Origin of the sequence: Catellatospora sp. KI3 (genome assembly GCF_029948125.1) — a bacterium.
In the GTDB taxonomy this organism is placed as follows: domain Bacteria; phylum Actinomycetota; class Actinomycetes; order Mycobacteriales; family Micromonosporaceae; genus Catellatospora.
Genome location: NZ_JASAMB010000022.1, coordinates 103,175 through 126,407, shown reverse-complemented (window position 1 = coordinate 126,407; position 23,233 = coordinate 103,175). Strand labels below are relative to the sequence as shown.

The 23,233-nt window shown below is 72.7% G+C and carries 17 protein-coding genes; 8 read left to right on the top strand and 9 right to left on the bottom strand.

Features of this window, described 5'->3' with window-relative positions; genetic code table 11:
- Positions 1–206: 206 nt before the first annotated feature.
- From QEZ54_RS29105 to QEZ54_RS29070, 8 genes are all read right to left on the bottom strand, one after another.
- A complete protein-coding gene (locus QEZ54_RS29105; protein ID WP_281307934.1) occupies positions 207–3,341 on the bottom strand; it encodes a glycoside hydrolase family 95-like protein in 3,135 nt (1,044 codons plus the stop codon).
- Positions 3,342–3,473: 132 nt separating this feature from the next.
- Positions 3,474–4,643 carry a polyprenyl synthetase family protein gene (locus tag QEZ54_RS29100; protein WP_281307933.1) on the bottom strand — a complete coding sequence of 390 codons (1,170 nt, stop codon included), beginning with the start codon at positions 4,641–4,643 and terminating at the stop codon, positions 3,474–3,476.
- Positions 4,643–6,016, bottom strand: a complete 1,374-nt coding sequence (locus QEZ54_RS29095; protein WP_281307932.1) for a nucleotide pyrophosphatase/phosphodiesterase family protein — start codon at positions 6,014–6,016, stop codon at positions 4,643–4,645. The genes QEZ54_RS29100 and QEZ54_RS29095 overlap by 1 nt, the downstream gene beginning before the upstream one ends.
- A 1-nt stretch (position 6,017) precedes the next feature.
- Positions 6,018–7,136, bottom strand: a complete 1,119-nt coding sequence (gene eboE / locus QEZ54_RS29090; protein WP_281307931.1) for a metabolite traffic protein EboE — start codon at positions 7,134–7,136, stop codon at positions 6,018–6,020.
- A complete protein-coding gene (locus QEZ54_RS29085) occupies positions 7,136–7,984 on the bottom strand; it encodes a TatD family hydrolase (RefSeq protein WP_281307930.1) in 849 nt (282 codons plus the stop codon). The genes eboE and QEZ54_RS29085 overlap by 1 nt, the downstream gene beginning before the upstream one ends.
- On the bottom strand, positions 7,984–9,288 hold the full coding sequence (locus QEZ54_RS29080) for a TIM barrel protein (RefSeq protein WP_281307929.1): 1,305 nt from the start codon (positions 9,286–9,288) through the stop codon (positions 7,984–7,986). Before QEZ54_RS29080 ends, QEZ54_RS29085 begins: the two co-directional genes overlap by 1 nt.
- Complete coding sequence (locus QEZ54_RS29075; protein WP_281307928.1) at positions 9,285–10,124, bottom strand: SCO3242 family prenyltransferase; 840 nt, start codon at positions 10,122–10,124, stop codon at positions 9,285–9,287. Before QEZ54_RS29075 ends, QEZ54_RS29080 begins: the two co-directional genes overlap by 4 nt.
- Complete coding sequence (locus QEZ54_RS29070; protein WP_281307927.1) at positions 10,111–11,250, bottom strand: inositol-3-phosphate synthase; 1,140 nt, start codon at positions 11,248–11,250, stop codon at positions 10,111–10,113. The genes QEZ54_RS29075 and QEZ54_RS29070 overlap by 14 nt, the downstream gene beginning before the upstream one ends.
- Before the next feature lie 443 nt (positions 11,251–11,693).
- On the opposite strand from QEZ54_RS29070, the gene QEZ54_RS29065 reads away from it, so the two are divergent.
- The 8 genes from QEZ54_RS29065 (at position 11,694) to QEZ54_RS29030 (ending at position 22,311) form a co-directional block, all read left to right on the top strand.
- A complete protein-coding gene (locus QEZ54_RS29065) occupies positions 11,694–12,866 on the top strand; it encodes a ThuA domain-containing protein (RefSeq protein ID WP_281307926.1) in 1,173 nt (390 codons plus the stop codon).
- 139 nt (positions 12,867–13,005) lie between these two features.
- Positions 13,006–13,500 carry a SigE family RNA polymerase sigma factor gene (locus QEZ54_RS29060; protein WP_281307925.1) on the top strand — a complete coding sequence of 165 codons (495 nt, stop codon included), beginning with the start codon at positions 13,006–13,008 and terminating at the stop codon, positions 13,498–13,500.
- Complete coding sequence (locus tag QEZ54_RS29055; protein WP_281307924.1) at positions 13,497–14,540, top strand: hypothetical protein; 1,044 nt, start codon at positions 13,497–13,499, stop codon at positions 14,538–14,540. Before QEZ54_RS29060 ends, QEZ54_RS29055 begins: the two co-directional genes overlap by 4 nt.
- Positions 14,541–14,902: 362 nt before the next feature.
- On the top strand, positions 14,903–16,654 hold the full coding sequence (locus tag QEZ54_RS29050) for an ATP-binding protein (RefSeq protein ID WP_281307923.1): 1,752 nt from the start codon (positions 14,903–14,905) through the stop codon (positions 16,652–16,654).
- Between the two features lie 11 nt (positions 16,655–16,665).
- Positions 16,666–17,826: an exonuclease SbcCD subunit D gene (locus QEZ54_RS29045; RefSeq protein WP_281307922.1), complete on the top strand. Its 1,161-nt coding sequence runs from the start codon at positions 16,666–16,668 to the stop codon at positions 17,824–17,826.
- On the top strand, positions 17,826–20,303 hold the full coding sequence (locus QEZ54_RS29040) for an SMC family ATPase (RefSeq protein ID WP_281307921.1): 2,478 nt from the start codon (positions 17,826–17,828) through the stop codon (positions 20,301–20,303). Before QEZ54_RS29045 ends, QEZ54_RS29040 begins: the two co-directional genes overlap by 1 nt.
- Before the next feature lie 24 nt (positions 20,304–20,327).
- Complete coding sequence (locus QEZ54_RS29035) at positions 20,328–21,302, top strand: hypothetical protein (protein WP_281307920.1); 975 nt, start codon at positions 20,328–20,330, stop codon at positions 21,300–21,302.
- 109 nt (positions 21,303–21,411) lie between these two features.
- On the top strand, positions 21,412–22,311 hold the full coding sequence (locus tag QEZ54_RS29030) for a DNA-3-methyladenine glycosylase 2 family protein (protein WP_281307919.1): 900 nt from the start codon (positions 21,412–21,414) through the stop codon (positions 22,309–22,311).
- Between the two features lie 265 nt (positions 22,312–22,576).
- Here QEZ54_RS29030 and QEZ54_RS29025 read toward each other — a convergent pair whose 3' ends face one another.
- Positions 22,577–23,086, bottom strand: a complete 510-nt coding sequence (locus tag QEZ54_RS29025) for a hypothetical protein (protein ID WP_281307918.1) — start codon at positions 23,084–23,086, stop codon at positions 22,577–22,579.
- Positions 23,087–23,233: the final 147 nt, after the last annotated feature.

Here is a 23,233-nt window from a genome sequence, read left to right as displayed (position 1 = left end):
GTCCGGGGTCGACCCGGGTGCGGCAAGTCCTGCCTGCACCCGGGGCGAGGTCCCGGCCTCGGAGCCTGGTCGCCGAAGACCGCTCCGAGAGTCGTTCCGCGCGGACCGGTCGGCCCGCGCGAGCTGGTGTGCGGGGTCAGATTGCCGGGCAATCGGGCGTATGACAGGGCTTGATACGCCCGATTGCCCGGCAACTCCCCAGGGGGCTACTGGGTGATCATGTCGAACTTCTCCCAGGGGCCGATGGCGGTGCGGTTGGCGATCAGGGCGGCGGCGCCGCCGTTCTCGGCGACCACGTAGCGGTTGTTGACCTGGGCGAGGAAGCTGACCGTGCCGTCGGAGTTGCGGACCAGGGTGAACGTCTCCCAGGCCCCGGCCGAGGCGCGGTTGGCGACCAGCGGGTTGGCTCCGGCGTTCTCGGCGCAGACGTACTGGCCGTTGGCGCGCGAGCGCAGCCACACCGAGCCGCCGCCCCGGTCGACCACCTCGAACTGCTCGGTGGTCCCGACCGCGGTCTTGTTGGCGATGAGCGCGGTGGTGGCGTTGGGCGCGGACACCCACTGCGCGTTGGCCTGGGCTTTCAGGCCGACGTAGGTGGTGCCGGGCGGGGTGCCGCCGGTGGTGATCCGCAGCGCGTCGACGATCGCCACCGAGGTGGTCTTGTTGACGATGCGGATGGTGTGCTGGCCGCTCGCCAGGCCCGTCTTGGACCAGACCACCTGCTGCGCCTGCCGGGCGCCGCCGACGTTCAGGTTGACGTTGGCCTGGAGGACGTTGTCCAGGTACACGTCGACGTTGCCCATGTCGCTGAAGCGCTCGGACAGGTACTCGACCCCGGTGCCGGTGAACGTGTACGACGCCGCCGCGTTGACCGTGGTCGTGTGGTGGGTGTCGTCGTTGTAGTCGCCGTAGCCCCGGTTCGTGGTCTGGAACCAGTTCGCGTCGTAGCTCAGCTCGGTGTCGTTGACCAGGCCGCCGACCGCACCGCCGGGCAGGCCCAGCGTCGAGGCGGTGTTGCGCAGCGACTTCACGTCGTTGTTGGCGGTGCCCGTCAGCGTGGCCGCGCTGTAGTTCGTCAGCGGCTTGGCGGTGCGTTCCAGCACGTAGACCGTGTTGGCGGCGGTGCTGAAGGTGACTTCGGCCGCGGTGGAGGTGGTGATGATCGCGTTGTCGGAGGTGCGGCGCACCCGGACCTGCTGGGTGCCCCAGGGGTTGACCACGCGGGCGTCCTTGCCGAACTGGCTCTTCAGGCCGACGTACTTGATCTCACCGGCCTCGCGCTCCGAGCTGACCAGGAAGCCGTCCTGGGCCAGCAGCGTGAACCTGGTGACCATCGAGGAGTCGGTCGGCACCGCCGGGAACACCCGGATCCGGCCGTTGTAGCTCTGCAGCAGCGACTCGTTCATCGCCACCAGGTGGATGCCGAGGTATTCGAAGACCCCGTTGGTGTTGTTGGTCATGCCGTTGGGGTAGTTCTGGTAGCGCTGCAGCATCAGGCGCATGCCGCTGAACGCCTGGTCGCCCAGGCCCAGGCGGGCCGCCTGCGCGTGGTCGTTGGCCCACACGTTGCTGTACGGGTTGGGCCGCACGTTCCACGTGTTCACGGCCGTGCCGTAGTCGGCGGCGCCGATGCCCGTGCGGTCATAGGGCCAGATCAGCTCGGCCGACACGTTCTCGCCGTTGCGCGTCTGCGCCGTCGGCGGGTCGTGCGGCAGCCAGGCGTTGTTGGACACCTGGTACGGCCACAGGTTGTCGACCAGGTTCTGCCAGCCCGCGCGCAGCCCCGAGTCGAGCCCGAGCTGCGTGCTGACCTGGATGGTCAGCGGCGCCAGCAGCCGCACCGCGGCCAGGTCCGTGATCGCGTTGCGCACGTCCCAGTACGTCTCGTGCGCGTTCGAGGTCGGCATCTGATACCTGCCGTTGATCAGCTGGAACCGGTTCTGGTAGAACCGCAGCGCCTCCCGCATGTACGGGTACGCGACGTCACGCAGGTAGGTCGTGTCGTTCGTGTACTTGTACTGCAGGTACATGTTGTAGGCGGCTTCGGTGCCGGTGGAGTAGATGTCGTTGACGAAGTCGCTGCCGATGGTGCCGCGGGCGTTGCCGTCCCAGCCCATCGTCTCCGGCACCCACAGCGAGTCGGTGCCGTAGCGCGTCTGCGTGTACGCCTTCAGCGCGTTGAAGTTGCGGCTGTAGAGCTTGTTGAAGCCCGCCATCAGGTCGGCGTGGTTGCTGGCGAAGAACGAGTTGTAGACGTCGCGCTGGTTCCAGTACCAGTAGCCGTTGCTCCACTTGGTCTGGTCGCCGGTGGCCCGGAACACGCCGTTGATGAAGTGGTACGGGTAGTTGCCGTGCCCGCCCGCCGCGATCATGTAGGTGGCCAGGTAGTACACGTTCTCCAGGTAGTCTGCGTCGCCGGCGGAGTTCGAGTACTGCACGAACGACTTCTGCCAGAAGCTGTGCCACCAGTTCCGGTAGTTGTTCAGCGTGGTGGCGTAGCCGGTCGACTTGACCGAGGCGAGCTGGTTCTTGGCCTGGGCGACCGAGTCCAGGTTCGGCGAGTTGAGCCGGCTGGCCGCCGTGAACCAGATGGTGTAGCTGCTGGTCGGGGTGATGCTCAACCGGACCCGGGTGCCGTTGACCACCGACGCCGAGTACGCCGCCCCCTCGACCGTGGCGGCGAAGGTGTAGCCGAAGTTGTTCGGGTCGGCCTGGCCCCGGCTGAACCAGGCGGCGGAGGCGTCCGAGCCGGTCTGCACGGTGCGCCAGGTGGTCAGGTTCGGCACGTCGGCGCTGTTGGAGACCCCGTTGGGGTCCCACAGGCTCAGCTCCAGAGTCGCGCCGGCCACGCCGCCGCGCGAATCGTCGACGTGGACGCCCATCACCTCGGAGTTGGGCGACCCCATGACGGTGACGGTGCGGTTGCCGTCGTACTTCGTGGTCAGCGTGCCGTCATAGAGCGACAGGCGCTGCTGGTAGGTGGTGTAGCCGGAGTCGAGCGACGGGCTGGTGTTGAAGTTCAGGTTGCCCGCCGCGAAAGCCGACTGCTGGGACAGGTCGACGCCGGACACCTGCATGGTCAGGCCGTTGGCCGACCAGGCCATGGCACCGGTGCGGCCGTTGCCGACGGTGAGGCCGTGCAGCGGGTTGGTGTTGGGCTTGTTGTAGACGAGGTCGTGCTTGGACAGGTAGCCGGCGTAGTCGACGTTCAGCGCGCCGGTGCCGGAGTTGAAGGCGGCGTCGGTGGGCGAGGCGGCGGCCGGGCCGGCCGGGGCCGCGGTGAGCAGGCCCGCGGCCAGCACGGCTGCCGCGAGCAGGCGCGGGACGGTGCGTTGGCGCATGAGCTGGACCTCCCGGGGGACGGGATCGGGTGAGGGTGTCAGCTGTGTTTCCGGAATCACATCTATGAAATATCCTATAGGATCTACAGTCGTGATCGGAAGTAACTCGATACACCATGAAATTTCGGTTTATCAACGAGATCGCCGCACGGCCGCGTCGGCCAGCCCCGACAGCTCCCGCCGCGCCTGCTCCGTCAACTCCCACGCCGCCAGCGCGTACCGGGCCCGCCGGTGCGCCGAGCCGATCCGCCGCTCCACCGCCGCCAGCGCCCCGCATCCGGTCATCACCTCCCGCACCCGGGCCGCCCCCGCCTCGTCCAGCTCCGGCTCCCCCACATGCGTACGCAGCACCTCCCGGTCCGACCCCGCCGCCCGCGCCCAGGTCTCGGCCAGCAGCATCGTCGGCTTGGCCTGCCGCAGGTCGTCCAGCACCGACTTGCCGGTCTCGACCGGATCGCCGAACACCCCCAGCACGTCGTCGCGCAGCTGGAACGCCCGCCCCAGCGGCTCCCCGAACGCCGCGCACGCGGCCAGGGCCCGCTCCTGCGCCCCCGCCAGCACCACCCCGATCTGCAGCGGCCGCACGATCGAGTACCGCGCCGTCTTCAACCGCACCACCCGCAGCACCCGCCGCGAATCCGGCCCCTCGCCCCGACCTCGCTCAAGTTGCCGGGCGATCGGGGCGATAGGGGGCACTGTCTCCCCCGATTGCCCGGCAACTTGAAGCGGAGGCGGGGACGGGCGGTGGCCGGTGGCGGTGCCCAGGAGGTCCAGGTACTCGCCGGCCATGGCTTCGGCGCGCATCAGGGTGAACAGGGACTGCGCGGCGCGCAGGCGGTCGGGCGCGGCGCCGCAGGCCGCGAGCAGCTCCTCGGCCCACATCGCGCACAGGTCGCCGCAGAGCATCGCGGCGCCGCGGCCGAACGCCGCCGCGTCGCCGCCCCAGCCCTGACCGGCGTGCCGCTGCCCGAACTCCTCGTGCAGCGACGGGCGGCCGCGCCGGAACCCGCTGGCGTCGATGATGTCGTCGTGGATCAGGGCGAAGCAGTGGAACAGCTCCAGCGCCGCCCCGGCGACGACGGCCTCCTCGTCCTGCCCGTCCGTGCCGCCGGTGCCGTGCCAGGCCCAGTAGCACAGGGCCGGGCGCAGCCGCTTGCCGCCGTGCAGGACGAAGCGGCGGATGACGGCGAGCAGGTCGCGCAGGTCCTCGTCGCGGCCGAACACCGCGCGGGCGGTGAGGAACCGGGCCAGCACCGCGTCCACCCGCGCGGGCAGCGTCGGCACGGCCGGGGCCAGCGTCATTACTCTGCCACCCCCGCCAGCCGCAGCAGCAGCGCCTTGACCTCGGTCGCGGCGATGCGCTGCCCGAGCCCGGCGGCCTCGGTGCACAGCAGCACCGGGGCATCCTGGTCGGAGGGCGGCAGCAGCCCGTGCGAGCCCCGGACCGCGTCGGCTCCGGCGTCCAGGCCGACCACGTTCAAGCGGTAGCGCAGGCCCAGCTTCTTGCGTACCAGTGCCTTGGCGGCGCGGGCTTTGGCCGCGCCCGGCCCGGCCGGGTCGAAGAACAGCTCGGCGGGGTCGTAGCCCGGTTTGCGGTGGATCTCGACGTGGGTGGCGAAGTCGGGCGCGCGGGCGTCGTCGAGCCAGTAGTAGTACGTGAACCAGGCGTCCGGCTCGGCGAGCAGGACGAGTTCGCCGCTGCGCTCGTGGGCCAGGCCGTGCTCGGCCTTGCCCGCCTCGTCGAGCACCTGCGCGACGCCGGGCAGCCCGGCGCAGAGCTTGGCGACCTCGGCGGTGTCGGCGGGGTCGCGGACGTACACGTGGGCGAGCTGGTGGTCGGCGACGGCGAAGGCGCGCGAGGTCCAGGGGTCGAGGTACTCCATGCCGTCCTGGGTGTGCACGCGCAGCAGCCCGGCCTCGCGCAGGGCGCGGTTGACGTGCACCGGCTTCGAGACGTCGGTGATGGCGTACTCGGACAGGGCCACGATGGCGGCGCCCCGGGCGGCGGCCGCGTCCAGCAGCGGGCCGAGCACCTCGTCCAGCTCGGCGGCGGCCTTGGCCGCCTCCGGGCCGGACGGGCCGAAGCGCTGCAGGTCGTAGTCGAGGTGCGGCAGGTAGACCAGGGTCAGGTCCGGGTCGCGGGTCTGCATCACGTGTACGGCCGCGGCCGCGATCCACGCCGACGACGCGATCCCCGCCCCCGGCCCCCAGTACGTGAACAGCGGGAACACCGGCAGCTCGTCGTGCAGCTCCGCCGGGACCGTGTAGCAGTCGGGGTCCTTGCGGCCGTCGGCGCGGTAGATCGGCCGCGGCGTGATCGTCCAGTCGACGTCGGCGCCCATGGCGTACCACCAGCAGATGTTGGCCACGGTGTAGCCGGGGCGCGCGCGCCGGATCGCGTCCCACACCCGCTCGCCCTGGACCAGCGCGTGGTGCTGGCGCCACAGCAGCACGTCGCCGAGGTCGCGGAAGTACCAGCCGTTGCCGACGATGCCGTGGTCGGTCGGGGTCAGCCCGGTGAGGAAGCTGGCCTGCACGCTGCACGTGACGGCGGGCAGCACCGGGTCGAGGCGGGCGGTGGCGCCCGTCGCGAACGCCGCGCGCAGCCGGGGCATGTGCGCCAGCAGGCGCGGGCTCAGCCCGACCACGTCGAGCACCACCACGGGACGGTCCATCTCAGCTCACCCCACACGTCGACATCTGGGCACGGGCGTACGCGAGCTCGGCGGCGATGCCCGCGGCCAGCCCGGCGTCGTCGGTCGGGCGGGCCGCCTTCGGCAGCACCTCCCAGGTGTACGTCTCCACCTCGAAGTGGTCGCACGAGCTGCCCGCCAGCAGCGCGGCCAGGCCCTCGACGAGCACGGGCGTGCTCGCGGCCAGCGGGGCGGGCGGGGCGGCGTGCAGCGGGGCGTGGAAGTGCACCCGCCACGGCCCGTTCGCCGAGGAGGCCAGCGCCTGCGGCAGGTCGTCGAAGACGGCCCCGCCCGCGCTGCGCGTCTGGTGCAGGAACCGGGGTTCGGCGTACGTCGCCAGCACCTCGGCCGCATTCTGCGGGTCCTCGACCTCCAGGGCCGCCGACACCTGCACCTTCACCACCGGCACCCCGGCGGCTTCGAGCTTGGCCACCGCGTCGCGCGGGTCCTCCCAGGCGCAGGCGAGGTGGGCCAGGTCGACGCAGATGCCCAGGCGGTCGCTGCCGACCCCCGACAGCGCCGCCACGGCCTGGTCGATGTTCTCCACCACGCAGCCCGGTTCCGGCTCCAGCGCCACCCGGATCTCCCGGTCGCTGTCGGCCAGGGCCTGCCCCAGCGCGCGCAGCTGGGCCCGCGCGGCCTGCCAGCGGGGCCGGTCCCACGGTTCGCGCCAGGCCAGCGGCAGGGTCGAGATCGAGCCGCGCGCCGCGTCGTCGGGCAGCAGGTCGGCCAGCACGATCGCGAGGTCCTGGGTGTAGCGCAGGCGGCGCGGATCGGTCCAGTCCGGACGGTAGACGTCGTGCTTGACGACGGGTGCGTGGAAGGCCTGGTAGGGGAAGCCGTTGAGGGTCACCGTCTCCAGCCCCCGGGCGGACAGTTCGGCGCGCACCTTGCGGCGCAGCGCCGGGTCGGCGGCCAGCGCGGACGCGACCGGCGCGGCCAGCCACAGGCCCAGCCCCAGCAGGTCTGCGCCGAGGTGTTCGCGTACCGGGACCGCGAAGCGGTCCAGCTGCGCCAGCACCCCGGGCAGGTCGTCGGCCGGGTGCACGTTCGTGCAGTACGCCAGGTGCACGGTCGAGCCGTCGGCTCTGCGCAGCCGCATCACGACCCCCCGCGCAGGATCGAGTTGCCCGCGTACGTCGCCCCGTCGCTGATCCCGTCGAGGTCCAGCCGCTTGGACTGCCCGTAGAACTCGACCGGGTTGCGCCACAGCACCCGGTCCACGTCGTCGGAGGTGAACCCGGCCGCCAGCATCGCCTCCCCGGTGCGCAAGGTGAGCAGCGGATCCGACTTGCCCCAGTCGGCCGCGGAGTTGACCAGCATCCGCTCCAGCCCGTGCTCGCGCAGGATGGCGACCATCCGGTCCGGCGACATCTTGGTGTCGGGGTAGATCGAGAAGCCCATCCAGCAGCCGGAGGCGGCGACCTCGGCGACGGTCAGCTCGTTGAGGTGGTCCAGCACGACCCGGCCGGGTTCGATGCCGGATTCCTTGACCACGTCGATGCTGCGCCGGGTGCCGACGAGCTTGTCCCGGTGCGGGGTGTGCACGAGGGCCGGCAGGTCGGCGTCGACGGCCATTTCGAGCTGCGCCGCGAAGACCTCGTCCTCGTCGGGGGTCATCGAGTCGTACCCGATCTCGCCGACCGCGACGACCCGGTCCTTGGCCAGGTAGCGCGGCAGCAGCGGCAGCACCTCGCGGCAGCGCGGGTCGTTGGCCTCCTTCGGGTTCAGCGCGATGGTGCAGTGGTGCCGGATGCCGAACTGGCTGGCCCGGAACGGCTCCCAGCCCAGCAGCGCGTCGAAGTAGTCGGTGAACGAGCCCGGGTTGGTACGCGGCTGGCCGAGCCAGAACGCGGGCTCGACCAGGGCGAGCACGCCCGCGGCGGCCATCGCCGCGTAGTCGTCGGTGGTGCGTGAGGTCATGTGGATGTGCGGGTCGAAGATGCGCATCACAGCAGCCTTTCCAGCAGGCGTACGGCGTCGGCGGGCATGGTCCGGCCGGCGGCTTCACGCTCGCGCCGCAGGCCGTCGAGCATCCGGCCGAGTTCGGCGTCGGCGCGGCGGTCGAGGTCGTGCACCTGCGCCAGCGGCAGGCCCATGAACACGCTCTTGAGCACGGCCTGGCGCCACTCGGCGTCGCTGAGCAGCTCCGCGCCCTGGCCGAGGGCGGCGGCGACCAGCCGGGTGTCGTTGCTGCGCAGCGCGTCGCGCAGCAGCTCGGCCGAGGGCCAGGCGCGCAGCACGGCCCGCTTCTCGTCGTTGTCGCCGTAGCGGTACAGGTCGGTGGCCTGCTCTGGCGAGAGCAGGGTGGCCTGCAGCAGCCGGATCCGGGCGCCCTCGGCACCGTCGGCGCCGACGTGGCGCCGGGCGGCGGGCAGCAGCACGGCCAGCGCCGCCGGGTCGCGGCGCACCCGCGCGAGGGCGTCGCCGAGCCACTGCGCCGCGCGCAGGAAGGTGAGCGACCGGGCGGCCACCTCGGGCGCGGCGTGCGAGTGCCGGGCCAGCTCGACCGCGACCAGGCCGTCGTAGCCGGTGTCGGCCAGCGCCCGCAGCACCGGCGGGAAGTCGATCTCACCTTCGCCGAACTCCAGGTGCTCGTGCACGCCCCGGACCATGTCGTCGATCTGCACGTTGACCAGGTGCGGCCCGGCCTGCCGGACGCACTCGGGCACGTCGGCGGGCTCGTTGGCCCGGCAGTGGCCGATGTCGAGGGTGAGCCCGAGCCCGTCGCCGACCCGGTCGCGCAGCTCGCGCCAGGTGGCCAGGGTGTCGACGAGCATGCCGGGCTCCGGCTCGAAGCCGACCACGACCTGCCGCTGCCGCGCGTGCTCCAGCACCTGGGCCACGCCGTCGGCCAGCCGGTCCCAGGCCGCGGCCTCGGGCACGTGCGCGGGGCGTACGCCGGACCAGCACGACATCGCCTGGGCGCCGAGGTCGGCGGCGATGTCGGCGGCCCGTTTCAGGAAGTCGAGCCGCGGGGCCGGGTCGTCGTGCAGGAACGTCGGGCTGTGCTTGCGCCGGGGGTCGAGCAGGTAGCGGGCGCCGGTCTCGATCACCACGGTCAGGCCCAGCTCGGCGAGCCGGTGCGCGGTCCGGTCGACCTGGGCGCGCAGGTCGGGGGCGTACGGGTCGAGGTGGCCGTGGTCCAGGGTCAGCGCCACGCCCTGGTAGCCGAGCTCGGCGATGATCGCCAGCGCGTCGTCGAGGCGGTGGTTGGCGAAGCCGTTGGTGCCGTACCCCCAGCGGATGCTCATGTCGGGGACACCGCCCTGGCCAGCTTCGCCCCGGCCGGGGCACCGGCCGCGACCAGTGCCCCGGCCAGCGGCCGCCCCGACGCGGCGATCAGCGCGCCCTGCAGTGCGGGCAGCGAGGTTATCCCCGCGCCGACCGCGGCGCGCACGCGTCCGGCGGCAGGATCGCGCAGCACGTCGCGCTGCGCCCGCCCGAACCTGAGCGCGTACCAGGCGGCCAGGCCGACCGGGGCCCAGCCGCGCCGACCGGACGCCGCGTACGCGACGGCGGCGGTCCCGGCCAGCGTCAGCGCGGGCAGCGACCGGTCGGCTCCGGTGACCTCGCGCCGCGACAGCGCGGTCACCGCGTACGTGTGGGCGGCGACGGTCAACGCCGGGCGCACCGCGCGGCGCATCCGGCCGGTGCTGGCGCCCAGCAGCACGTCCAGACCCCGGCACACCGCCATCGCGGCGGGGCCGGCGGCGGTGTTCTTGGCCTGCACGTCGTACGCCCAGACCGCCGCCGCCAGCGCGGTGGCCGTGCCCAGCGTGCGGCGCCCGCCCGACGCGGCGGCCAGCGCCAGCCCGGCGGCGGTCAGGCCGCCCGCGATCGCCAGCGCGGTGTTCGGCGCGACGCGGCCGGACGGGATCGGCCGCTCGGGGCGCTCGACCGCGTCGAGGTCCCGGTCGGCCCAGTCGTTGGCGGCCATCCCGGCCCAGTACAGGCAGACCGAGGCGGCGGCGACCCCGGCGGTGCGCCCGTCGAGGCTGCCCGCGGCGGCGGCCCCGGCGACGGCGTCGCCGGGCACCGACAGCGCGGCGGGCGCGCGGACCAGCTCGGCCAGGTCACGCAGCCGCATCCCAGCCCCCCACCCATGCGCACAGGTCACGCCACTGGTCGGCCAGCCCGTGCGGGACGTCGCCGAGCGGGTCCTTGAAGAAGAACGCGAGCTGCGGCAGCGGACCGGACACCCCGTGCGCGTGCGCGGCGGCGGTCAGCCGGGCCAGGTCCAGCACCAGCGGCGCGGCCAGCGCCGAGTCGCAGCCGTGCCAGGTGAACTCCAGCCGCATCCGGCTGCCCAGGAACCCGCTGAACGTGATCAGGTCCCAGGCGGTCTTCAGGTCGCCGATGTCGGGCACGTAGTCGATGCGGGTGTGGCCCTCCGGCTCGTAGCCCAGCGTCTCCTTGAGCACCCGCTGCTTGCTGGCGACCTTGGCCGCGTTGGCGTCGGGCCGGGCCAGGTTGGCCCCGTCGCCGCCGCCGAGCAGGTTGGTCCCCGACCAGGAGCGCACATGCAGGTTGCGCATGGCGAACATGGGCGCCAGCACCGACTTGAGCAGCGTCTCGCCGGTCTTGCCGTCGTGCCCGGCGTAGGCGACCCCGGCCCGCAGCGCCAGCTCGTGCAGCGCGGGCAGCCGCGCCCCGGTCGACGGGGTGAAGTCCACGTACGAGCACCCGGCGGTGAAGGCCGCGTACGCGTAGAGCGAGCTGGGCGGGAGCACCTGCTCGGTGTGCAGCGCGGCAGCCAGCGCCTCGGGGTCGGCGTGCGCGGGGTGCGGCACCGCCGCCGCCTCGGTGGAGGCGACGTTGACCACCACCACGTGCGCCAGGGCGTGGCGCCGCCGGAATTCGTCCAGGTCGGCGGCGATGCGGACCGCGGTCTCGTGCTGGGTGGCGCCGTGCGGGGCGCAGCGCAGCTCGGCCTCCACGGCGGCCAGGTCGTCGGCGACGGCGGCCACGATGGCGGCGGGCAGGACGCCGGCGGTGACCAACGCCTGCGCCTTCTTGTCGAGGCCGAGCTCGACGACGTCGTGGCCGCCGATGACGAGGTCGGCGAGGGTGGGCAGCGCAGCGTCGCGCAGCGGGGGCAGTTCGGTCACGCAGCCGGTCGGTTCCGCGAGGCCGGCCCGGACCGCGAGCGCGCCCACGATGCCGGTCACCGCCACGGCACCACGTGCTCCGATGAGCCAAAGTCCGGTACGCACAGGGCCTCCTGTTACGCCTAAGTAGCGGCCATGTTAGATCGGTTCAACTAAAAGTTTCTAGATAGAGAGCAATAGTTTTTTCGGATCTAGCAAAAGTTGGCCTCCGCCTGGCGATACTGCACCTCCGGGCGACAGAAGAAACGGTTAAAGTAGGGCATAACTTCGCGATCGGCTTGGCCGGGGCGGCGCTGCCGCTCTTCCGTTCACGACCAAGATCCGTATAGGATGTTTCACGGATGTCAATGTCCACCTGGAGCCTCGGATCGGCGACCCGGCTCCGGTTCGCGGGCGACCCCCGCGAACGGCATGAAGGATGCTCCGTGTCTGCGTCGCCGCGTACCCCCTTGCCCGGCCCTGCCCCAGGCCGCCAGACCGGCGTGTCCCCCTCCCGTCGCGGCCGGCGCCCGGCCGACCGCGGCACCTCCGCGCGAAGGAGCGGGCACATGCGCAAACGCCTCCTGTCCCTGGCCGCCGCCCTCGTCGCCCTGGTGGCGACGGTGCTGGTCGGCCCGGCGACCCCGGCAGCGGCGGCGCCGCTGACGAAGGTCCTGGTGTTCTCGAAGACCGCCGGTTTCCGGCACTCGTCCATCCCCAACGGCATCGCCGCCATCCAGGCCCTCGGCTCGGCCAACGGCTTCACCGTCACCGCCACCGAGGACGCGACCCAGTTCAACGCCGCCAACCTGGCCCAGTACCAGGCGGTGGTGTGGCTGATGACCACCGGCGACGTCCTCGACGCCACCCAGCAGACCGCGTTCCAGAACTACATCGCCGCCGGCGGCGGCTACGTCGGCGTGCACGCCGCCGCCGACACCGAGTACGACTGGCCCTGGTACGGCGGCCTGGTCGGCGCGTACTTCTCCTCCCACCCGGCGATCCAGACCGCCCAGGTGCGGGTGGAGACCCCGGTCAACGCCTCGACGGCGCACCTGCCGTCGACCTGGAGCCGCTCGGACGAGTGGTACAACTACCGCACCAACCCCCGCCCCAACGTGCGGGTGCTGATGAACCTGAACGAGGCGTCGTACACCGGCGGCACCATGGGCGACCACCCGATCACCTGGTGCCAGAACTACGGCGGCGGGCGCTCCTGGTACACCGGCCTCGGCCACACCGAGGCCAGCTACACCGACACCAACTTCACGAAGATGCTGCTCGGCGGCCTGCAGATCGCGGCCGGCTCGGTCGCGGCCGACTGCACGCCCACCTCGCAGCCGCCGGTCACCGGCGCGACCCTCAAGGCGCGCGCCAACAGCAAGTTCGTGACCGCCCCCGGCGGCGGCACCGGCAACCTGATAGCCGGCGCCACCACCGCGGCCACCCTGTCCGAGCGGTACGACATCGTCGACCTGGGCGGCGGCAACATCGCGCTGAAGTCCCGGGCCAACGGCAAGTACGTCTGCGCCGACAACGCCGGGGCCAACCCCCTGATCGCCAACCGGACCGCCGTCGGCCCGTGGGAGACGTTCGCCCGCATCGTCAACAGCGACGGCACGATCAGCCTGCGCGCCCAGGCCAACGGCAAGTACGTGGTGGCGGAGAACGCGGGAGCGGCCGCGCTCATCGCCAACCGCACCGCGATCGGCACCTGGGAGAAGTTCGACCAGGGCAGCTGAGCGCGGGAAGTCCACCGCCCGGGGCCGGCGTCCCAGCATCCGCCGGCCCCGGGCGGTGCCGTGCGCGCCTTCCGTACGCCGGGCAACCCTGGGACCGGATCGACTGGTATTACCGGCGACCTATCCATTGGGAGGACCGGTGACGCGCAGCGACACCTTCGCGGACTTCGTGACGACCCGCTCGCCACGCCTGCTCCGCACCGCCTACCTGCTCACCCACGACTGGGGACTCGCCGAGGACCTGCTGCAGACCAGCCTGGCCAAGGCGTGGAGCGCGTGGCGCCGGGTCGACGCCGACCCCGAACCGTACGTGCGGCGCATCCTGATCAACACGTACTCGACCTGGTGGCGCCGCCGCTGGCACGGCGAGCAGCCGACCGAGCGGCCGGCGGAGGCCGCCACCGCGGACCCAGGTGACGCGGTCGCCGCCCGCGACGAGATCTGGCGGGCCCTGAGCCGACTGCCCCGCCGCCAGCGCGCGGTGCTGGTGCTGCGCTACTTCGACGACCTGAGCGAGGCGCAGATCGCCGAGACCATGGGCGTGTCCGTCGGCACCGTCAAGAGCCAGCACGCCAAGGCCCTGTCCAAGCTGCGCCTGGACGACTCGCTGATGTTGGAGGGAGCGACGCGATGATCGATCTGAGGGAACTGATGGACGAACGTTCCGCCCCGCCCGCCGACCTGGCCCAGCACCTGCGCCTAGCCGACCTGCGCCACCGGATCGCCGTCCGGCGCAACCGGCGGATCGGCGGCGTCCTCGCCGCCGTGGTCGCCCTCGGCGCCATCGGGTACGGCCTCGTCCCGGCCCTGCGCGACGGCGGGGTGTCCCAGCCCGCGGGCCCCGGCGCCGGGTTCCCGCAGTACCTCGAGGGCACCCGGATCATCGCCACCACCCGCTCGCAGCCGGGGATCAACAGCCTCACGCTCACCTTCACTCCGCCCGGCCTGAGCCCGTTCAAGGTCTTCACCGACTGCACCGGCGCGGCCGGCCTGGAGCTGCGCGGTGAGCTGGGAGTCGACGGGATGGTCCGGCAGAGCGGCTCCTGCGGCGGCGACGACCTGGTCCTGAGCTGGCAGATCGAACCGGAGCAGCAGGGGCAGGAGATGAGCGTCAAACTCCGCGTGATCGCGGCCGACCGCGAGACCCAGAAGAACACGGCGTTCCCGCCGGGGGCGACGATCGCCATGGCGGTCGGGGTGCCGGTGCCCTACGACGCCTATCCGCTGCCCGACCGGCCCGCCGTCCTGGGCGCGGCCGCCGACGCCAGGCAGCTGCTCGCCGGATGGGAGGGCCTGACCCCCGAAGGCAGACCGGTCACGGACAAGGTCTGGGACCCCCTGCTGTGGCTGCGCAGCGACCCGCAGGACCCGCTGCGCCCGCGGACCGTCACCGTGCACGCCAGGGACGGCTACTCGTTCATCGCCCAGTCGGTGACCCCCGGGTCGCTGCGCATCCAGCTGGACGGAGTCGACCTCCAGTCCGCGCAGTGGTGGGGCTACGACGCCGAGCTGCGCGTGTTCACCTGCTACCTGGGCGGCCCGGTCTACGACGCAGGCAAGCCCGGAGGCGTCACGATCACGGTGATCCCCGAGCACGTCACCGGCGACTGGCAGCTGCTGGTCCAGGCGGACACCCCGCTGTCACCCCCGCCCCCACCGCCACCGCCGCGCTGACGAACCAGTCGGGCGCCTCCGCGAGGGTTTCGGGGAAAGTGCAGGAATGGACGTCGCGATTCGTGCACTCTCCCCGAGACGCAGCGTGGTCGACGCTGCGGCGCCGGGCACGGGTGGCGGGCCGGAGCGGGTGGCGGGCGGGAGCGGAGACGGCGGACAGAGCTCGCCATGATCGCTACTGCAGGTCAGAACCCGTGTTGAAAGCGCACTTTCTGACCGCGAGTAGCGATCATGGCGCAAGGTGTCCAGGCCCGCCCGGTCGCCACCGGTTGCGTCGGAGGGGCGACAGTTTCGGCGTCGTCGGTCACTGACGCGGGGTTGTGAGGCTGGCATTGTCGCCGGTGACCGCTAGGGTCGTGCGGGTGAGTGGACAGCAGCCGGGCACACCCGTCGGACGGGTGCTGGGTACCGAGGACGCGAGCCCGCTGACCTTCTGGGTCGCGGTCGCAGACGGGTCATACCTGCAGCTCGACGATGTGGTGGTGACCCAGCGGCCACTGCCGGACCAGGGCATGGTCACCATCGCCGGGGTGGTGACGAGCGTGCGCGCCCGCCATGAGGGCGCGAGCTTCGACTCCGACGTCTTCGCCATCGCCGACGGCATGCTCCCGGCGCAGGTGCAGGAGGCGGCCGAGGTCACGGTGACCCGGGTCGACCCGGAGGTGTACGTGCCTCCCCTGCCCGGCTCGGTGGCCTACCGGGCCGAGGGCGAGGCGCGCGACGGGGCGCTGTCGTTCGACCGGATGCAGCGCCGCCTGCCGATCGGCACCGGCCGCGACGGCATGCCGGTCTACCTCAACGCCGACTTCCTCGACGGCAGCCGGGGCGCGCACGTGTCCATCTCCGGCATCTCTGGCGTCGCCACCAAGACCAGCTTCGCGACGTTCCTGCTCTACTCGGTGTTCCGGTCCGGGGTGTTCGGCGGCGACGCGGTCAACACCAAGGCGCTGATCTTCAACGTGAAGGGCGAGGACCTGCTGTTCCTCGACCACCAGAACACCCGGCTGGACGAGAAGACCCGGGCGGCGTACCACAAGCTGGGGCTGGAGGCGGGGCCGTTCCCGCAGGTGAGCGTGTTCGCGCCGGCGCGGGCCGGCGATCCGTCGGGCAGCCCGGACGTGGCCAGCCGCCTGACCGGCGTCGACCCGTTCTACTGGACGCTGGCCCAGTTCTGCACCGACCGGCTGCTGCCGTACGTCTTCGCCGACGCCGACGACGAGCGCCAGCAGTACACGATGGTGGTCCACTCGGTGACCGCGCAGCTGGCCAAGCACGCGGTGCCCACCGACGGCGGCATCTCGCTGGACGGCTCGCGCCTGTCCAGCTACGAGCAGCTGGTCGACCACCTGGTGGAGCAGCTCAACGACGAGGACACCCGCGGCGTGTGGGCGGGCAGCTCGGTGGGCGTGGGCACGATCAACGCGTTCGCCCGGCGCCTGATCAACAGCAAGCGCGACCTGGCCCGGCTGATCCGCGGCGACCTGCCCGAGCGCCGCGCGCACAACATCTCCACCGCCGAGAGCGCCCAGGTCACCGTGGTCGACCTGCACAACCTGCCGGACCGGGCGCAGCGGTTCGTGGTCGGTGTCACCCTCAAGACCGAGTTCGAGCGCAAGGAGAAGGCGGGCTCGGCCAAGCCGCTGCTGTTCGTGGTCCTGGACGAGCTGAACAAGTACGCCCCCCGCGACGGCTCCAGCCCGATCAAGGACGTGCTGCTCGACATCGCCGAGCGCGGCCGCTCGCTGGGCGTGGTGCTGATCGGCGCCCAGCAGACCGCCTCGGAGGTGGAGCGGCGCATCGTCGGCAACTCGGCGATCCGCGTCGTCGGCCGCCTCGACCCGGCCGAGGCCGGGCGGCCGGAGTACGGCTTCCTGCCCCCCGCGCAGCGCCAGCGGGTGCTGCTGGCCAAGCCGGGCACCATGTTCGTCGGCCAGCCGGAGATCCCGGTGCCGCTGGCGGTGGAGTTCCCGTTCCCGGCCTGGGCGACCCGGCCGAGCGAGGCCGGTCCCGCGCCCCGCGCCACCATGGCCAGCCTGGTCAGCGCCGCCGACCCGTTCGCGGTGGTCGGCTCCGGCGCCCGCAACGGCATGTCCGACGACGAGATCCCCTTCTGAGAGGGCCGCCAGTGAAGATCCTGCACACCTCCGACTGGCACGTCGGCAAGGTGCTCAAGGGGCGCTCGCGCGTGAAGGAGCAGATCGCCTCCCTGGCCGCGGTGGTCCAGGTCGCGAAGGCCGAGAGCCCTGACCTGATCATCGTGGCCGGTGACTTGTTCGACGTGGCCGCGCCCTCGCCGGAGGCGACGAAGGTGGTGACCCGGGCGCTCAGCGCGCTGCGCGCCACCGGCGCCGAGGTGGTCGCGATCGCGGGCAACCACGACAACGGCGCCGCCCTGGACGCGCTGCGCTCCTGGGCCGACGCGGCCGGGATCATCCTGCGCGGCCGGATCAGCGAGCACCCCGCCGATCACATCGTCTCCGGCATCACGCCCGGCGGCGAGAAGTGGCGCTGCGTGGCCCTGCCGTTCCTGTCCCAGCGGTACGCGATCCGCGCGCTGGAGATGTTCTCGCTGACCGAGGCGCAGGCGCAGGCGACGTACGCCGACCACCTGGCGCGGCTGCTGACGCGGCTGGCGCAGGAGGCGTTCACCGAGCCGGACACGGTCAACCTGGTCACCGCGCACCTGACCGTCACCGGCGGGACCATGGGCGGCGGCGAGCGCGACGCCCACTGCATCCTCGGCTACTCGGTGCCCGCGACGGTGTTCCCGTCCAACGCCCACTACGTGGCGCTGGGGCATCTGCACCGGGCGCAGCTGCTGCCCGGCCCGTGCCCGGTGCGCTACAGCGGCTCGCCGATCGCGGTCGACTTCGGCGAGGAGGAGAACCGGCCGAGCGTGACGATCGTCGAGGTCACCGCGCATACGGCGGCCAAGGCGCGCACGGTGCCGCTGACCGACGCGGTCCCGCTGCGTACGCTGCGCGGCACGCTCGCCGACCTGGCCGTCATGGCCGAGCAGCTCGACGACGAGCCCTGGCTGCGGGTGTACGTCGCCGAGCCGCCCCGCGCGGGCCTGCGCGAGCAGGTGCAGGAGCTGTTCCCGCGCGCCCTGGAGATCCGCGTCGACCCCTCGATGCTGCCGGACGCGGCCACCCGCAACGCCCGCCCCCGGCACACCGGCCGCAGCGCCCCGGAGCTGTTCGCCGACTACCTGAAGCACCGCGGCCACGCCGACGAGGCCACCCGCGCGCTGTTCGAGCGGCTGTACACGGAGGTGAGCGGGTAATGCGCCCTCTACGGTTGGACCTGCGCGGCTTCACGGTGTTCCGGGAGCCGACCACGGTCGACCTGACCGACTGCGACTTCTTCGCCCTGGTCGGCCCGACCGGTTCGGGCAAGTCGACGCTGCTGGACGCGATCTGCTTCGCGCTGTACGGCACCGCCCCGCGCTGGGGCGGCGGCAAGAGCGTCGCGCACGCGCTGGCCCCGTCGGCGTCCGAGGCGGCGGTCCGGCTGATCTTCGAAGCGGGCGGCACCCGGTACGCGGCGACCCGGGTGGTCCGCCGCGACGGCAAGGGCCGCGTCGCCACCCGCGCCGCCGGACTGCAGGCCCTGTCCCCCGGCTTCGACGCGTCCAGCCTGGACGGCGAGGACCTGCTCGACGAGCTGGGCGAGGCGCTGGCCGGGACCCCGGCCGAGCTGGACCACGCCGTCGCCGACGTGGTCGGCCTGCCCTACGACCAGTTCACCAAGTGCGTGGTGCTGCCGCAGGGCGACTTCGCGGCGTTCCTGCACGCCCGCCCGGCCGAGCGGCAGGAGATCCTGGTCCGCCTGCTGGGCCTGGACGTGTACGAGAAGGTCAGGGAGAAGGCCGCCGCGCTGGTCGCCGAGGCCAACGGCAAGCTGGCCGCGACCGAGCCGGTGCTGGCCGAGCTGACCGCCGCCGCCTCCGACGAGGCCCTGGCCGCCGCCGAGCAGCGGGTGGACGCCGCGCGCAAGCTCAGCGCCGACGTCGAGGCGGCCCTGCCCGCCCTGGCCCAGGCGCAGCGCGAGGTCGAGCTGGTCGCCGAGGCGACGACGGCGGCCGAGCGCCGGTTGACGGTGCTCACCTCGGTCGTCGCCCCCGCCGAGGCCGCGACGCTGGCCGGGGCGGCGAGGTCCGCCGCGACCGCCGCCGCCGACGCGGCCGTGGCCGCGGGCACCGCCGAGGAGGCCGAGGACAAGCTGCGTACGCAGCTCGACGACGCGCCCGACCCGACCGTGCTGCGCAGCCTGCTGGAGGCGCACGTCCAGTCGGGGCAGCTGTCGACGAAGCTCGCCGAACTGGACGCGACCGCGCTGCAGGCCCGCGAGGTGCACGAGTCGGCGCTGGCCGCCCAGCGGACCGCGACCGAGCGCGAGCACTCCGCCCAGCAGGGCCTGGACCGCGCGCAGCAGGCGATGCTGGTCGCGCAGACCGCCGACCGGGCCGCCTGGCTGCGCCGCGACCTGGTCGCCGGGCACGAGTGCCCGGTCTGCACGCAGCCCGTGGCCACCGTCCCGGCGATGCCCGACCAGCCCGCGATGAACGCGGCCAAGAAGGTCGTCGCCGAGGCCGAGCAGGCCCTGACCACTGCCCGCACCGGCCGCGCCGAGCTGGACCGCCGGGTGCTGGAGGCGGCCAAGCGCCTGGACCAGGCCACGGTCCGCCGGGAAGAACTCGCCCGTCGTTCGGCCGAGGTCGCCCGGCTGCTCGAAGGTGCCGCGCCGGTCCCGACGCTGCGCGCCGACCTGGCGTCGGTCGAGGCGCTGCGCGGCGAGCTGGCCGAGGCGCGCGGCCGCCTGCGCGAGGCCCGCGAGGCCCAGCGCGCGGCGGCGGGCCGGGCGCAGCAGGCGACCGAGCGGCTGGCCGCGGCGTGGAAGCACTTCGACCGCGTACGCGACACGGTCGCCGCCCTGACCCCGCCCCCGGCCGACCGCGACGACCTGGCCGCGGCCTGGGCCGCCCTGGCCGGCTGGGCCCGCGAGCAGGCGAGCGCCGCCCAGGCCGAACGCGACGGCGAGCGGGCCCGGCTGGCCGCCGCCCGCGACCGGGCCGCCACCGCGCAGGCGGCGCTCGACGAGCTGTTCACCGCCGCCGAGCTGCCCGTCCCCCGCCCCGGCGCGCACCAGCGCGACGCGGCCGTGGCGGTCGAGCGGGCCGTGAGCGGCCACGACGTGCTGCTGGAGCGCCGGGCCCAGGCCGAGGCGCTGCGGGCGCAGCGGGCCGCGGTCGAGGCCGACCGGCAGGTCGCCACGGCGCTGGCCCAGCACCTGCGCGCCAACAACTTCGAGGCGTGGCTGCTGCAGGAGGCGCTGGACGCGCTGGTCGACGGTGCGTCGGCGATCCTGCGCGAACTCTCCGGCGGCCAGTACGACCTGATCCACGACGACCGCGAGTTCTACGTGGTGGACCACCACGACGCGGGCCTGCGGCGTCCGGTGCGGACGCTGTCGGGCGGGGAGACGTTCCAGGCGTCGCTGGCACTGGCGCTGGCGCTGGCCGACCAGCTCGGCGGCCTGTCGCCGACGGCGAGCCTGGAGTCCATCATGCTCGACGAGGGCTTCGGCACCCTCGACGCGTCCACCCTGGACACCGTGGCCGCGACTCTGGAGAATCTGGCCGCCAGCGGCGACCGGATGGTAGGGGTGGTGACGCACGTGCAGGCCCTGGCAGAACGCATTCCGGTACGTTTCGAGATCACGAAGGATGCGCGAACAGCCCGAGTGGAAAGGCTGGGTTAGCCGGATTCTGGTACACAGACTGTCATGAAGTTCCATGTGGACGCCTGGGATCCCGGGTTCGGCACCAGCCTCGACGCTGCCGAACGCGGCCCGGCCGAGACCAGCTCCGCCAAGCTCGACGCCGAGATCGAGCTCCCGGTGGGCGCGTGGCGTCCCCTGGACACGCCGCCCGGCCTGGCCGCCCCCGAGAGCGTCCTGCTCGTCGACGGCGTGCGCCGCACCGACGCCCGCCTCTGGATCGAGGACGCCGACGGGGTCACCCGCCCCGGCCTGGCCTGCTCGTACGCGGCGGGGGTGGTGCGCTGCGAGCGCGCCGGGGCCAGCGTCACCGGCGTGAAGGTCGAGCGGAGCCTGTTCACCGCCGCCGAGGCCGCCGCCGATGTCGACTGCGGCCAGGCCGCCCGCTACACGGCCCAGACCGTCGTCGGCGCCGACGAGGCCGACCTGTCCAACCGGGTGCAGGGGGCGCTGACCGAGCTGGAGATCGCGGTGTCGCGGCAGCTGCGCACCGACGGCGACCTGCTGATCGTGGACGGGCCGCTGCGCAGCCGCGACGCGCTGCCGCGCACGCTGGGCTACATCAAGACGCAGCAGAAGCAGTACCTGCCCGACCGGCTGATCAGCGTGGTCGCGGCGCTGCGCGCCGGGCAGCGTACGCCCGTCTTCCGGATCACCGGCGTGTACGAGCGCCTCACCTGGTACCTGCGCCTGCCGCACGCGGGCGGGTCGCCGTGGGCGGGCATCGTGCGGGTCGAGTGCTCGGCGGAGGTGCCCGACTACGAGGCTGTCGAGCTGGCGGAGCTGTCGACGGCGACGATTCCGCGGTTCGCGTCGCTGCCGTACAAGGACCCGCGGGCGCCGCAGAACCTCGTACCGATCGCGGGCCTGGAGCGCAAGCTGCGCCACCTGCTCGGCGACGGCAAGCTCCTGCACCGCTCCCTGGTCATCGCCGCCCAGCGCACCGCCGCCGGGCCCGCCGGGCCTGCGGCGGCGGGGTAGGTGCAGTTTCGGGGAAAGTGCACGAATCATGCGCCGGATTCCTGCACTTTCCCCGAAACTGCAGACCCCGACCTGCGGTAAGGCGGGCGCGGGTGGCAGATTCGAGGGCGTGACGCAGGAGTGGGAGCTGCCCGAGCGATACGACATCGCCGGTACGCTCGCGCAGCTCAGCCTCGGCCGACACGACCCGTGCAGCCGCTGGGTCGACGGCGTCTACTGGCTGGCTGCGCGCACCCCGCAGGGCCCCGGCACGCTCGGCCTGCGCAAGGCGGGCGGCAAGCTGATCACCACCGGGTACGGGCCGGGCGCCGCCTGGCTGCTCGACCGCGCCGACGCCATCGCCGGGCTGCACGACGACCTCACCGGCTTCGGCACCCTCGCCCAGGCCCATCCGCTGGTCGCCCGGCTGTCCCGCGACTTCGCCGGGCTGCGCCTGCCCGCCACCGGCCTGGCCTTCTCCCGGCTGCTGCGCGCCGTCTGCGAGCAGAAGGTCACCGGCACCGAGGCCTACCGCGCGTACGCGGCGATCGTCCGCCGGTTCAGCGGCCCCGCCCCCGGCCCGGTGGAGCGGCTGTACCTGCCGCCTGACCCGGCGGACATCGCGGCGGCGCCGTACTGGGAGTTCCACCCGCTGGGGCTGGAGCAGAAGCGCGCCGACACGCTGTGCCGCGTCGCCGCCCAGGCCGCCCGCCTGGAGGCGTGCCCCGACAGCGCGTCGCTGACCGCACGGCTGCTCGCGATCCGGGGCATCGGCCCGTGGACGGCGGCCGAGGCGGCGGCGGTCGTACACGGCGACCCCGACGCGGTCAGCGTCGGCGACTTCCACCTGCCCAATTTCGTCTGCTACGCCCTGGCCGGCGAACCCCGCGGCACCGACGCCCGCATGCTGGACCTCCTGTCCCCTTTCGCGGGCCACCGCGGCCGCGTCTGCCACCTGATCGAGGCATCCGGCCTCGGCGCCCCCAAATACGGCCCCCGCATGCCGATCCGCACCTTCCACACCTTCTGACCCCGGGGCCCCCGCCCGCCCCGGTTGATCATGAACTTATGGACATGCTCGGCGGCGTGTCCCCACCCCGGCACCGTGATCACCTGGCCGAGGTGAACCGGCGGGTAGGAACCCGCAGCCAGGGGACACAACGCGGACGACGGGTGCCAGCAAACGGTCCGGATCCGGGTAGCTCTCGCACGGCGGACGTCGCATCGGTATGCAGCCTTGGTCGGTTAAGCAAGCTGCTCTCGTGGCCCGCTATGCATACGGCTCGCGTGGCAAGCTACTTCATCGTGACGATCATCTGGAGGCCGTTGTCAGGATGGTATGTCCATGAGCCGTGATAGTCGCCCCAGTCTCCGGTCTGGCGACCGTCAAGGGCGCGGGTCGTATCGATCTCCGCGATGATGGCGTCGCTGACTTCCAGCTCCCGCAGGAAGCATTCAAGCGTCGTGATGCTGACGCCGTCGCGCTCCTCACCCTGAGTGTTGAACATGAGCGTCTTGCCGCCGTCACCAATGGTCACGAAGCGGTTGCCGTTGGCGCACTGTCTAGCAGCCTTCTCAAGCGGCGACTGAGTGACCGCGGCTGCGGCCTCACCTACCGGAGTCTTGTCGAGCATCACCCACACCAGCAGTCCCGCACCCACTATCACCGCGACGGCGGCAAACGCCCCAAGGCCGATGAGGAGACCCGTTCTGCGCTTCCTCGGCTGCATCGGTGTCGGCGGCATGAAATGAGGGTCGCTAGGCATGGGCACGCCGGGACCAACCCGGAACTCTGCATCGGACATCAGCGAACCGTACCCGCCGTACACGCCTGATCACTGTCCGACGATGAGACATAGATGCACGAATCGTCGGCGTCGGCGTTGGCCGATCAGCCCTTTTCGGTCGGCTGCCACGGCACACCATGGCGCCGACCAGCCCTCGGATATCGG